Here is a 12,485-nt window from a genome sequence, read left to right as displayed (position 1 = left end):
GGGGTGTTCGCGAGATGACTTGTGTGCCTTTTTGCGCCGATGGTGGATAGCAACGCATCCGAATCGTAGGTCGCATCGCCGTCAGCACATTGGCTGAGAGCCCCTCGATGAGCGGTTGGGCTTGAGGCGCTTCGCCAGCTTGACCTGCCGTTAGGCCGATGGCTGTTCTGCTGCGCGCGCTCGCCGTCAGCGCGCGGCTACGACAATTGGCGTACAGGCGCGTCCTGGGATGCGACCGGGCTCGAACCCGGTCACTTCTCGTTCTATCTCTGCATCATCCGGCAGCCTCTACGGCCTCACGACGGTCCTTGCGCGGCGGTCGAGAGACCTTCGTCACGCGCGCAGGCCCGCCGCGTGATGACGGTGCTCGAGTTGGCGCACGCAGTGAGCCCGGAACGTGCCTGGGTCAGATCGAGCATGGCGAAGCCCGACAGGGCTCCGGATGTGGCGGAAAGGGCATTTAGATACCTCTTATTTGAACGGGCGGCTTTGGGTCTCTGCTTATCTGCTTTAGAATTTAGACAGGCCTTTCCAATTGTTGCTTGAACGACAAGCCAGGCCGGAAACAACCAGCCATGGTTCCGTGAAGATCGGCTCCTGTATTTTGCGGTCCTGGCCTGGCCCCACACCTCCCCGCCGTCTGCGAACCCTCGACAATCACCGCGCCGGCTGCTAGCCCGTCGTCATGCCGAATGGGTTTTGCCCTTACGGAAGAGGCACTTGAGGCGTATCGGAGCGATGGACCGAAAGCGGGCATGGCGGTGAAAAAGGGTCCATCCGATCTGCTCGGTAACTCGGCATGGAACGCGACCGCCTTCGCGGTCGCGGTGCTGCTCAATCTCGCGATCCTGCCGTTCGTGATTTTCCGGCTCGGTCTCGCCGCGTTCGGCGTTGCGGGTCTGGTGACGGCCTGTGTCGCGCCGGCGCTGATGTTCAGCAATGCGCTCGGCCTTTCGACGGCGCGCGAGCTCGCGCAAAGGTTGGAACCGTCCGACCGCGACCTGGCACGGCGATTTTTCGCGACCGCTCTCGCGCTTGCCATCGTCCTTGGCGGCCTGATCGCGGCGTTGCTTGCCTTTGCCGGCGCGCCACTCGCACGACTGGGATTCCACCTCGGCGGCCCGGCCGCCGACGACCTCGGGCTCGCCTTCGCATTGGCCGGCGCCGGTTGGCTGTTCCAGTGCCTGTTCGCCGTCTTCCTCTCGCTGTTCACGGCGCGTCAGGACTATCGGCGGATCGCGTCGATCAGCATCACGGGCACGGTGGTGACGACGATGTCGATGCTGCTGCTGATCCCCTACGCGCCGCGTGCCTCCACCTTCCTTGGCTGTCAGGCCTTGGGCTTTGCAACAAATCTCGTGATGGCTTTTGCCTGGTCGCGCCACGCCATCAGTGACTGGCTGGCACGGCCAGCGCTCGATCGCGGTGCGCTGCGTGCACTGGTCAAGCTTGGCGGTTGGCAGTTCGCAGCACAAAGCGGCGCGCTGTTCGCCGGGCAGGCGGACCGCTATCTGCTCGGAGCGCTGTTGCAGCCGCAATTCGTCGGCTTCTACAGCGTTGCGCAGCGGCTGGAGGAGGCGGTCTATATCGGTGTGCTGAAGATCGGCGAGATCTTGTTCCCGTTCTTCAGCACCCTGCAGAGGGAAGATGATGATCGCAAGGTCGACCTCCTGCTGCGCTCGTCCTGGATTCTCAATGTGCTTGCCGCGAGCGCGCTGGGCGGCCTGATCCCGGTCGCAGGCGCATTGCTGCATCGATGGACCGGCGCCGAGGTCGCCGCCGAGGCCCAGCTGGTGCTGGTGGTACTCGCGATCAGCGGAATATTGGGGTCCAGCGCCAATGTGTTTGCGTTCTATCTGCTGTCGCAGGGGCGCTCCAGTTCCAACGCGCTGATCTCGCTCGTCACGGGCATCTTCACGCTGGTGACCAGCGCCGTCGCGCTGCCATATTTCGGCTGGGAGGCGGCCGGTTGGAGCTCCTGTGTCGGGATGGTCGCCCAGATGGTGATCACCGTGCTGTTGCTGCGGCGAACCTTCCGCCTTTCAGGTATGTGGTCACGGATGTTGCATTTCGTATTGATTCCGCTCGGCACGGGAGTAGCCATCGCGCTGGCGCTGCGTTCGCAGCTCGGCCACGCGTCATTCGACTACGCGCCGTCATGGTGGTATGTGGTGTCGCTCTACGGAGTGTCGGCGGCGGCGATCTTTGTCGCCGCCGTTGCCGCCTCGCAGCTCGGTCCCTATCGCGCCGTGTGCTGGCGGGATCTTCGCGTCATCAGCAGTCGCTTCCTGCCCTTCAAGGCCATCTAGACATGTGCGGCATCGCAGGCATCGTCAATCTGCGCGGCGCTCCCGTGGAGCCGGCCGACATCTCGCGGCTCACCAATTTGATCGCGCATCGCGGTCCGTTCGGCGAGGGCACCTGGTTCAATGCCAAGCGAAACGTCGCCTTCGGCCATCGCCGGCTCGCCATCATTGATCCCGGTGAGGGCGGCTATCAGCCGATGGTGTCAGCCGATGGCCGCCATGTGATCGTCTACAATGGCGAGATCTACAACTTCCTCGAATTGCGCCGCGAGCTCGAGGCGAAGGGCGCGGTTTTCCGCAGCCAGTCCGATACCGAAGTGGTCCTTGCCGCCTGGCAGGCTTGGGGCGAGGACATGCTGCTGCGCTTCAACGGTATGTGGGCGCTGGCGATCTACGACACGGCCACGGATGATCTGTTCCTGGCGCGCGATCGCTTCGGCATCAAACCGATGTTGTATGCGCTGTCGTCCGGGCGCTTCGTGTTCGCGTCCGAGCAGCGCGCGCTGGCGCGGAGTGGGTTGGTCGAAACGTCGCTCGATGTCGATGTGGCGCGGCGGCTGTTGCTTGACCCGTTCGGGATCGAAGGCAGCGAACGGACGCTGTTCGCGCAACTGCGCCGCCTGCAGGGCGGCCACTGCATGTGGTTACGCCAGGGGCGTGTGCAGGTGCGCCGCTGGTGGCGGACCGTGGACCATCTGCCGGCGATTCCGGATACCGAGACGGCGCGCGTCGAGCGCTTTCGCGACCTGTTTCAGGATTCCGTCGCGCTGCGGATGCGCAGCGATGTTCCGATCGGGACCTGTCTGTCCGGCGGCTTCGATTCGTCCGCGGTGATCTGCGCCATGGCGACCCATGAGAAGGCCGGCATGGGACCGCGGGACTCGACGGCCTGGCGACACGCCTTTGTCGCGACCTTTCCCGGCGCCAGCAACGACGAGCGGCCGATGGCGGAGGAAGCGGCCGCGTGGGCCGAGGTGGCACCGAGCTTTCTCGAGATCGGGCGCTCCGACGCGCTCACCGACCTTGACCGCATCCTCGACGATAATGACGACGTCTATATCGGGCTGCCGAGCGCGCCGTGGTTGATCTATCGCGAGCTCCGGCGCCAGAACGTCACCGTGTCACTCGACGGCCACGGCGCGGACGAATTGATGGGCGCCTACCTGCAGGAGGGGCAGTCGGCCGCATTCCGGATCCGGAACGCAGCAGCCGCGCTCACCTCACGATCGCAGCTGGCGCAGCGCGGCATCGACTTCCTGCGCGCGCAGATGATCAAGCGCGAGGGGCACTACTTCCTGCGCGGAGGCGCTGCGGCCGCGCCTGCGCCGCTGCCGCTGGTCGCCGAGGATGACGAATTGCCTGATACATGGGGCGCGTTGAACCGGCGCCTCTACCGCATGTTCCATTCGACCACGCTGCCTACCATTCTGCGCAATTTCGACCGGCTCTCGATGGCGCACGGGATCGAGGTCCGCATGCCGTTCATGGACTGGCGGCTGGTCACTTACACGATGGCGTTGCCGGAAACGAGCAAGTCGGCTGATGGCCTGACCAAGGTGGTGGCGCGGCAGGCGATGGCGAACCTGATGCCCGAAAGCATCCGCACCGCGCGCCGCAAGGTAGGCTTCAACTCGCCGATGCCGGAATGGCTGAACGGGCCATTGGCGGGCTGGACGGCAGAGCTGCTCGAGCGGAATGTTCCGGCATTCGCCGAGTTTGTCGACGAAACGCCCCTTCGAAAGACGGTCGGCCGCTTGACGGCGTCGCAGAGCTGGGATTGGAAGAGCGTCGGCCGGATCTGGCCTTACTTGAACATGAAATGGATGTTGGCAAGGTCCGCGTAACCAATGCGTCTGTTCCAGAATAGCGGTCTCTATCCGTCCTATTTGCCGAGGCTGAACCAGCTCGCGGCAAAAGCGTCAGGTTTCGACGCGCGCCGCGACGTGTTCCTGCATGATCGATTTGGCGCCGCGCATTTTCTAAAGCCCGTGCTCGACGGCGCAGCTGAAGCCTTCTTCACGAATGGCGACGACGAGGTGCTGCAGCGCCAGTGGGCGCGTGAGCAGGGCATGAAGGAATCGCCGACGCTCGAGGCCATTCTGCTCGCGCAGATCGAGCATCATAGAACCGAGGTGTTCTACAATCTCGATCCGGTGCGCTATCCGAGTGCGTTCGTCGCCAAGCTTCCCGGCTGCGTGAAGAAGATGCTGTGCTGGCGCGCCGCGCCTTCCGGAAATGCCGATCTGACCGCCTATGGCGCGGTGCTTGGAAACTTCCCCTCGATCCTCGAGGCGTGGCGCAGCAAGGGGTGCCGGGCGGAGCTCTTCTTTCCCGCGATCGACCCTGTCATGGAGCAGTACGGCCACGGCGAACGGCCGATCGACGTGGCGTTTGTCGGTGGATATTCGCGGCATCATAGCGCGCGGGGCAGGACGCTCGAACAGGTCGCCGCCCTGGCGGCTGATCGCAAGATCGTGTTCTGCCTCGATGCGTCGCGGCTGACGCGGCTTGCCGAAAGCGCGGTCGGTCGATTGCTGCCGCTGCGCAAGCACCGCCGCCCCGACGCCATCGCGCGAATCGCGAGGTTGCCGCTGTTCGGCAGGGACCTCTACGAGCTGTTCGGATCGGCGAAGATCGTGCTCAACGGCGCAATCGACATGGCTGGCAGCGACCGCGGCAATATGCGCTGCTTCGAGGCGATGGGTTGCGGGTCGCTGCTCGTGTCGGATGCCGGCAACTATCCGGAGGCGATGCAGGACGGCGTCACGATGCGCACCTACGACGTTCCCGAGCGGGCCGCCGAGGCGATCTCACGCAGCCTGCAGGATTGGCCTCAATGGGCCGGGATCGCCGCCTCCGGCCGGAGCCGTGTGCAGGAGACCTACAGCAAGGCCTCGCAGTGGGCACAGTTTATCGATCTCGTCGCGCGGATTGAGCCATGATAGACGTTGCACAGATCCGAGCGGAGGGCGATGGGGCCGCGATGATGTCTGCAAGCAACTTGATCCATCAACTCAAATGGGGGCCGACGAATGTACCGTGCCGCACTGTAGCGCCGAAAAAAGGAGGCGACGATGCGAGTCTGTTCGCCCGGTACAGCGGCGGGCGCGACCGGTTCAACGAGCAAGCATCTATGCTAACGCCATCGCCCAGAATTGAGTTGAGCTGATGAATCTCGACTATTGCCTGCAACGACTTGTGGGACGGGCAACCTGCCGTCTTGGAGCTGGTGCAAAATTGATGCGGACAGCACGCATCCGCAACATTCGTTGCGACAGCGATCGAATCGTCGTCGGAGATAACAGTATTATCCGCGGGGAGTTGATGACCTTCGCGCATGGTGGAGAGATCAGGATCGGCGAGTGGTGCTACGTCGGCGAAGGAACCCGGATCTGGTCTGCGACCTCGATCGAGATCGGCAACCGCGTCCTGATCTCGCATTCGGCGAATGTTTTCGACAATCTCACGCACCCGCTGCGGGCGGCCGAGCGGCACAAACAGGTCCAGCAGATTTTCACCCGTGGGCATCCGAACGATATCTCGCTTGATGAGAGTCCGGTCAAAATCTGCGATGATGCGTGGATCGGCGCGGGTGCGATGGTCTTGCGCGGTGTGACGGTGGGCCAGGGCGCTATCGTCGCGGCCGGCGCGGTTGTGACCAGGGATGTCGCGGCGTTTTCGATCGTTGCGGGCAATCCGGCCGTATTGGTGAGGGAGCTTGGGCCCGATGAACGGTGAGCGCAAGTTTACCACCTGGGAGGACGCGGTGGTCTGGCTGCGCAATCAGCCGGACCAGCGCCAGCTTGTGCTCGATGCATTCTACGACGATCCGCTGGCCGACGCTGCCGAACGCTATTTCCGGAGCTCCGAGTGGCAGGCGGTCGCTTCGCTGCTGGCCGGCCGGTCCGGCGCCGCGCTCGATGTTGGCGCCGGCCGCGGCATTGCGAGCTACGCGCTCGCCCGAACCGGCTTTGCCGTGACGGCGCTCGAGCCGGATCCCAGTGCGATCGTGGGAGCGGCGGCGATCCGCGATCTGGCAGGGCAGACGCAACTGCCGATCCGGGTGGTCGAAGAGTTCTCCGAGCGGCTGCCGTTCGCCGATGCGGCGTTCGATCTCGTCTTCGCCCGCGCCGTGCTGCACCACACGCGCGATCTCGAGGGAGCATGCCGGGAGATGTTTCGCGTGCTGCGGCCCGGCGGCATGCTGATCGCCGCGCGCGAGCATGTCATCAGCAAGGAGGCGGACCTTCCCCAGTTCCTCGCGCAGCATCCGCTGCATCATCTTTACGGGGGCGAGCATGCCTTCCTGCTCGATCGCTATATCGGCGCGCTGACCGCCGCAGGGTTTTCCGCGATCGACACGCTGGCGCCGCTGCAAAGCCCGATCAACCTGTTTCCCTATACGGTGGAGACCCTGAAATCGGCGATCGTGACCAGGTTGACGCAAAAGGTTCCGGTGGCGCCGCTGTGGCGAACCGCGTTTGCGTCACGCCTTGTGTTCGGCTCGCTGCTGTCGATGGCCGAACGTTTCGACAATCGACCGGGCCGGCTCTACTCCTTTGTCTGTCACAAGGCGTGAGCGATGATCGTCTGGGTCACAGGCGCGAATGGGTTCATCGGCCGCCATCTCGTGCATGAGCTGGCGGGAGCGGGCCATGCGGTGCTCGGCGTCGGGCATGGCGCACTCGATGCAGCGGAAGTTCGCCGGCTTGGTTTGCAGAGCTGGATCAACGGCGAGATCGACGCGGCCAATCTCAACGCGCTTGCCACCGCCCACGGGCTGCCGGCGCAGATCTTTCATCTGGCTGGCGGATCGTCGGTCGGCATCTCGATCGAGCGGCCGTTCGAGGACTTTTCGCGGACCGTGGCGAGCACCGCGCGGCTGCTCGAATGGCTGCGCGGATCCGCGCCGACCTGCGCCGTGATCGCGGCGTCAAGTGCGGCCGTCTATGGAGCCGACCATGTCGGCCCGATCGCTGAAAGCGCGATCGCAACTCCGATGTCGCCCTATGGGCAGCACAAGTTGATGATGGAGCAATTGTGCCGGAGCTACGCGCAGTCGTTTGGCATCCGCTGCGCGATCGTGCGGTTGTTCTCGGTTTATGGACCCAATCTGCGCAAGCAGCTGCTCTGGGACATCTGCTCGCGGCTGGCGGCCAAGGAGCAGGTGCTCACGCTTGGCGGGACCGGCAACGAAATCCGCGACTGGACCGACGTTCGCGATGTCGCAAGGCTGCTCGCAAGCGTCGCAGCGCCGTCGTCGCCGGCGGCCTTCCGGGTCATCAATGGCGGGTCGGGCCGCGGGACCAGCGTTGCCGATATCGCAGCCGGTCTCATCCGGGAGTGGGGCGGCAATACCGTTGTGCGGCACTCGGGCGTAAGCCGGCCCGGCGATCCCCTGAGCCTGTTGGCCGATGATGCCGTGCTGCGCCAGATCGGGTTCGATTGGCGCATTCCGCTCGATCGGGGCCTTGCCGATTACGTGGCCTGGTTCAAGGGGCAGGCTTCGTGACGCCCCGCCCATTGCGGTTCGCGTTCAGTCACATTTCGCGACGGCTTTGGGCCGGCGGCTACAATTATCAGCGCAATCTGTTTGCGGCGCTTGCCAGGTTTCTGCCCGGCGAATTCGTTCCGATCGTCTTTGCCGGGAACAGGGCCGAGCAGAATGAGCTCGCGGAGCTTGCCGGAATACCGGGTGTCGAGGTCGTTCGATCGGAAGCGTTCGATGGACAGCCAGGGTTGGCCGCGGCACTCGGGCTTGGTCTGGATCGCGGAGCCGCGGCGGCGTTTCGCGGCGCCGGGATTGACGTCGTCGTCGAATCGGCACGTTTCTTTGGTTGGCGACTCGCGCATCCGGCAGTGGCGTGGATTCCGGATCTGCAGCACCGCTCGCTGCCGCAACTGTTTCCAACGACGGCACGCTGGCGCCGCGAGCTTGGCTTTCGCATGCAAATCGCCTCGGGCCGAACCATCATGCTGAGCAGCGAGAGCGCGCTGCGTGATTTCAAGGCCTACTATCCAGGCGCAAGAAACAAGGTCTGCGTCGTTCGCTTCGCGACCCAGCCACCGGCCGCGTTCCTGAACACCGACCCGTCGGACGTAATCGCGGAATATAATCTGCCGGCGAACTATTTCTACCTACCCAATCAGTTCTATCGCCACAAGAACCACCAGCTCGTCGTCGACGCCTTGACGATCCTGAAGGGGCGGGCGATCGACGTGGTGATCTGTGCATCCGGCAGCAAGGAAGACCGGCGCGAGCCGGGTTACTATGATCTGGTAAACTCCGAGATCCAAAAGCGCGGCCTTGAAGCGCAGTTCCGCCACCTTGGCGTTATCCCGCTGCCGCATGTCTACGCGCTGCTGCGCGCTTCAACAGCCCTGATCAACCCATCGCGCTTCGAGGGCTGGAGCACGACCGTCGAGGAGGCGAAGTCGTTTGGCGTTCCAGTGATCCTGTCGGATATCGACGTGCACCGCGAGCAGACCTCAGGTGCCGCCCGCTATTTCGGCGTCGATGACCCGGTCGCGCTGGCGGATCATCTGATGCAGATTTCGGAGATGGATAGCCCTCCGACGGTACGAAACATTGTCCCGCATCAGGACGACAATGTCCGTGCGTTCGCGCGAAGCTTTTCGGACGCTATCCGGCAAACCGCCGTGAGTTGAAGGCCAGCTTCCTGGGGGCGGCAAGACGTGACCCCACGCTACCTCATAAGCGACCACCATGATCGCCGAGCCGGCCATCGACGCTGCTGAGCTGCGCAATTCAGGAAGATAGCTTGCCCTTCATCGATTGATACTTGAGTTGCGCTCGGCAGCAATCCTTGCTGCCTGCTAGCCCTCCGCGATTTTCCAGGCGCGCCGGCAGAGTCACCAAGCGCTCCGTCACCTGGTTAGCCAATGTGGTTCTTGGGTTTCAGATTGCACCAGTGTTTCTGTAGATTTCTGGCGGGCCAAATCTGCACGGTGAATAGCTCAATTGAGCTATTCACGCTCTCACCGTTTGAAAATAATGTGTTCAAGCACAAGAAGCGTCTTGCGTCTCATGCGGGTGCAGTACGGAGCTTAAGAGCGCCCTCAACAAAGAGCATCGCCGCCGATGAACTGGCTGAGGACCCTGCCGAGGCTCAGAAGGCCGACCCTGCTGCGGACGGTCGTCGCAATCTTGCTGGTGGCCGTCTCTGCTTCGCAGCTTCTGCCTAGGCAATCGCGAGGCAGGCAAGTTGGTGTACCCGGATACGACTATGTGAGCGGGCGCTCACTTAGCGAGATTCCGGACGCCGAACTCGTCCGACGTCCTTCTGAGACCGACGATGTCGCCTACGCGAACCGGATCGCGCTCGCGGTGCACTACACCAGCTACAACTGCGAACCGGGCGACTTCTCGTTGACGCCGATTGAGCGTGCTCTTTCTGCAACTCTTGCTCAGTTAGCACTAATCGACGCGAGCCTAATTTGGAGCGAGGGCCTTCTTCAGAAACGTACGCTGATATGCGGCTTCTGTGGCCAGCGCGCAGTGATCACTTCCGAGATTCTTCGCAAAAATGGCATTCAAGCGTGGGCGTTCGGTGTCGGTGGCCATGTGCTCGTAAAGTTTGCTGCCGGTGGGCACGACTACCTGGTTGATCCAGACTATGGGATTTCGGCTTACAGGTACGACGTGCGGCGCGGCGTCTTGCGAGCGGAGATTGCCGGGAAATACACAAAAGCAGGTTGGGCAAACGCCAACGAGATCTACCGCTACGTATCGAGTCGATCCGACAATGAGGACTATTTGAATCCCGAGTACGTTTTGCACATTGAGAACATGCAGGACGTCGTTTTCCACTATGCCAATGCAATCGCAATAGGATTGATCTTGCTGGCTCCGTGCGCTGCTTTTGGTGTCCGGTCAAAGATCGCTCGATCCGCTTCTTGGTCACCTCGTGTTCTGACCGCTCGTGAATATCTGCTTCCAGATGCAAAACGCGCAAGTTGGAGGGGCGAGAGGTTCAGTGATCGAACCTCGATGGGAATAGCCGGCTCAACAAACTTGGACGATGAGGAATTCGGAGCGAGACGAAGGGGTCCTTCGCGTCTGGATCAATGACTCGGTAGGCTCGCCCGTTTGTATTCGGGTCGCTGTTGTCGCTCGTCGAGAAAATCAAGGACGATTGCCAATGAGAGTATCGTCCGTTTCCTTTCTCGGCGATATCGACGTGCGTCGTATGAGCTGGTCCGAGAGCGTGACGGTCTTCTGTCACTTCAAGCCGCGACCGACTGGGTGCCTCATTGCTGTCCGAGACGGCGCCTGGAATAAGCGTCAGATATTGCCAAGCGTTGCCGCCAAAATGTTTGAATGGCGGGCGGATGATGCCCGGGTCCGGCTCACGCCAAGGCGGAAGCGTATCGAGGTAGAGCCCGAGCGGAATGTATAAGATCGCTCCAAAAATGGTCGCGAGAACGAGCCTCCGCTGAAATCGCTTCGACATGTCGTGTCCAGTTTGCAGATCAGGATGCGGCGTAGATCAGGGCGAAATGCAGTGTTGGCTCGCACCAAATGCGATCGCTAACCAACATCGACCGCTTGATGGTCATGCGAGGTGCTCTTCAAGCTTCCTCTCGACGGCGACAGATCCACTCTGCGATGCAAAGACTGAGCGCGGCGTCAGATACCATAGCAGAAAAAGTACGGCGGCGCCGTGAGAGAGGAGGGTTGTCGTGAATGGCACGTTCAAGAGGATCTGAGGAAGGATCGCACCAGATACAAGGATGAAGCGAGGAGGAAGGCCCGAGGAAAATCGATTGACGAGAGCGATTACTAGTCCGCACGCCAAAACCGGGATCGGCGCCAGGAGAACGCCGACCGAAGCGATCCCTTCGGTCGCGAAAAGGGAGGCATTGAAATTACCGAGCCGGTAGGCCTGCTGCATCACTTCTCCCAACTGAACCGTATAGGGACAAGAGACGAGGGTTTTGACAAATGTAATCTGGCAGAAGGATGTGAGAGGGTGGTTGAAGAAGAAGTCGTTGTAGATATCCATCGCATTTGAAGGCGTAGCAATCATTCGAAGATTGACGATATCGAGATAGCGCGTGTCGCTGATGCCGAGGATGGCATACGAGACGACGCCGATAATCAGCGGTACGAATAGCGAGAGCACAACTGCAATTCGGCAATCGAGCAGGCGCGTCAGTACAGCCATGGCCAGAAGCCACATTGGTGTGAAGAACGCGATCTTATTGAGCGTGATTGGGTAGACAAGCAGCAATAGGACAAGCGTCAGTCCAGCTCGCCAGTAATTCCGCCGCTCCACAAAGCAAGCAAAGGTGAAGGGCAACAGGGCGTTCGAAACAACGCCAATGCAGTAGACGAGCGGGGAGGGCATGTTGATCTTGTCGCGGAAGTCGTACATCTGCCCGAGCGAGACCATTTTGAAGCTATAGCTTGCGGCTATCAGGATCGTGGCCACACCGACTGCCAAGATAATTGTCAATGCGCGGTAGAAGGTTGTTTCGCTAATCGTGAACACTTGTCGGATCGGAGATGTCACGAGGAGTGACGGCGCCATGAATGCTATCATGGACGCGACGGCAGAGGCTCCACTGAGCCAGTGATTGTACTCGAAGCGGGAGAAACAATTTAGCCAGAGGTATCCAAGGATCATGGTGTAAAAATAAAAGCTGAGAAAATAACCAAAGCTGAATGGAACGAGGAGGAAAAGGTAGGAGAGAGCAGCAAACGCGGCGATCGTTGCGATCGCCCCGTAGAGCAGTTCGGCATCATAAAAAATATGGAAGTTGCCGTAGCTGCGGCTGAGATAGCCGAGCGAGATGCAGCAGGCGACGATATGGAAGCTGATCAATACGCCCAAGCTCACGCGCGTTGAAATCTTGCCCGCTACCGCGATCTCGTTCGTATTCATGCTGCCAGTCCCGTTGCAGGTCATGCGCGGCCGGTGAGTGTGGCTGGCGGCCTGCGGATTCGAAGATTCGAGAACTTAACCTGCTTGGTGCCAAGAGTAAGCCTCTGTTATCTCAAACGAAGCAATAATTGCCAACAATTGCCGTGATGACGTTCGTCATCTTTCGCAGATGCGGAGCCTTGCGAACATGGCGCAGCGTATCTTGAGTTCGGCCGGCGCCGCTGCGCGGCTGGGCCGGATCAACGAACCGCGCCGCAATTCCGCGGCGACG

General features: G+C 61.5%; 9 protein-coding genes and 1 pseudogene. 9 read left to right on the top strand and 1 reads right to left on the bottom strand.

Annotation, left to right across the window (positions count from 1 at the left end):
- Nucleotides 1-198: 198 nt before the first annotated feature.
- From XI02_RS45505 to XI02_RS29935, 9 genes and pseudogenes are all read left to right on the top strand, one after another.
- Nucleotides 199-279 (top strand): annotated as a pseudogene (locus XI02_RS45505) (tripartite tricarboxylate transporter TctB family protein); the annotation flags it as partial.
- Between the two features lie 476 nt (nucleotides 280-755).
- Nucleotides 756-2,309 (top strand): lipopolysaccharide biosynthesis protein, encoded by a 1,554-nt coding sequence (locus tag XI02_RS29970; protein WP_172647611.1) that lies wholly within the window; start codon nucleotides 756-758, stop codon nucleotides 2,307-2,309.
- A gap of 2 nt (nucleotides 2,310-2,311) precedes the next feature.
- Nucleotides 2,312-4,150 carry an asparagine synthase (glutamine-hydrolyzing) gene (asnB, locus tag XI02_RS29965; RefSeq protein ID WP_172647612.1) on the top strand — a complete coding sequence of 613 codons (1,839 nt, stop codon included), beginning with the start codon at nucleotides 2,312-2,314 and terminating at the stop codon, nucleotides 4,148-4,150.
- Nucleotides 4,151-4,153: 3 nt separating this feature from the next.
- Nucleotides 4,154-5,248 (top strand): glycosyltransferase, encoded by a 1,095-nt coding sequence (locus XI02_RS29960; RefSeq protein ID WP_172647613.1) that lies wholly within the window; start codon nucleotides 4,154-4,156, stop codon nucleotides 5,246-5,248.
- A 226-nt stretch (nucleotides 5,249-5,474) separates the two neighbouring features.
- Complete coding sequence (locus tag XI02_RS29955) at nucleotides 5,475-6,044, top strand: DapH/DapD/GlmU-related protein (protein WP_172647614.1); 570 nt, start codon at nucleotides 5,475-5,477, stop codon at nucleotides 6,042-6,044.
- The gene (locus XI02_RS29950) at nucleotides 6,034-6,885 is read left to right on the top strand and encodes a class I SAM-dependent methyltransferase (protein ID WP_172647615.1); all 852 of its coding nucleotides are present in this window, start codon (nucleotides 6,034-6,036) and stop codon (nucleotides 6,883-6,885) included. The genes XI02_RS29955 and XI02_RS29950 overlap by 11 nt, the downstream gene beginning before the upstream one ends.
- A 3-nt stretch (nucleotides 6,886-6,888) precedes the next feature.
- The gene (locus XI02_RS29945; protein WP_172647616.1) at nucleotides 6,889-7,818 is read left to right on the top strand and encodes an NAD(P)-dependent oxidoreductase; all 930 of its coding nucleotides are present in this window, start codon (nucleotides 6,889-6,891) and stop codon (nucleotides 7,816-7,818) included.
- Nucleotides 7,752-8,975, top strand: coding sequence for a glycosyltransferase family 1 protein (locus tag XI02_RS29940; RefSeq protein ID WP_225163385.1), 1,224 nt, complete (start codon nucleotides 7,752-7,754; stop codon nucleotides 8,973-8,975). Before XI02_RS29945 ends, XI02_RS29940 begins: the two co-directional genes overlap by 67 nt.
- A 433-nt stretch (nucleotides 8,976-9,408) precedes the next feature.
- Nucleotides 9,409-10,398, top strand: a complete 990-nt coding sequence (locus XI02_RS29935; protein ID WP_194483240.1) for a hypothetical protein — start codon at nucleotides 9,409-9,411, stop codon at nucleotides 10,396-10,398.
- Between the two features lie 484 nt (nucleotides 10,399-10,882).
- Here XI02_RS29935 and XI02_RS29930 read toward each other — a convergent pair whose 3' ends face one another.
- Nucleotides 10,883-12,214 carry a hypothetical protein gene (locus tag XI02_RS29930; RefSeq protein WP_063787333.1) on the bottom strand — a complete coding sequence of 444 codons (1,332 nt, stop codon included), beginning with the start codon at nucleotides 12,212-12,214 and terminating at the stop codon, nucleotides 10,883-10,885.
- Nucleotides 12,215-12,485 lie beyond the last annotated feature (271 nt).

Source organism: Bradyrhizobium sp. CCBAU 21365, assembly GCF_015291305.1.
GTDB lineage: Bacteria > Pseudomonadota > Alphaproteobacteria > Rhizobiales > Xanthobacteraceae > Bradyrhizobium > Bradyrhizobium elkanii.
Note: the sequence above shows the minus strand (reverse complement) of the source record. Positions and strands in the feature narration are given on the sequence as shown.

What these genes read in the sequence shown, in the direction of transcription:
- XI02_RS29970 (WP_172647611.1), top strand. Translation starts at nt 756, where the DNA reads ATGGCGGTGAAAAAGGGTCCATCCGATCTGCTCGGTAACTCGGCATGG.
- XI02_RS29945 (WP_172647616.1), top strand. Translation starts at nt 6,889, where the DNA reads ATGATCGTCTGGGTCACAGGCGCGAATGGGTTCATCGGCCGCCATCTC.
- XI02_RS29955 (WP_172647614.1), top strand. Translation starts at nt 5,475, where the DNA reads ATGAATCTCGACTATTGCCTGCAACGACTTGTGGGACGGGCAACCTGC.
- XI02_RS29960 (WP_172647613.1), top strand. Translation starts at nt 4,154, where the DNA reads ATGCGTCTGTTCCAGAATAGCGGTCTCTATCCGTCCTATTTGCCGAGG.
- asnB (WP_172647612.1), top strand. Translation starts at nt 2,312, where the DNA reads ATGTGCGGCATCGCAGGCATCGTCAATCTGCGCGGCGCTCCCGTGGAG.
- XI02_RS29950 (WP_172647615.1), top strand. Translation starts at nt 6,034, where the DNA reads ATGAACGGTGAGCGCAAGTTTACCACCTGGGAGGACGCGGTGGTCTGG.
- XI02_RS29935 (WP_194483240.1), top strand. Translation starts at nt 9,409, where the DNA reads ATGAACTGGCTGAGGACCCTGCCGAGGCTCAGAAGGCCGACCCTGCTG.
- XI02_RS29930 (WP_063787333.1), bottom strand. Translation starts at nt 12,214, where the DNA reads ATGAATACGAACGAGATCGCGGTAGCGGGCAAGATTTCAACGCGCGTG.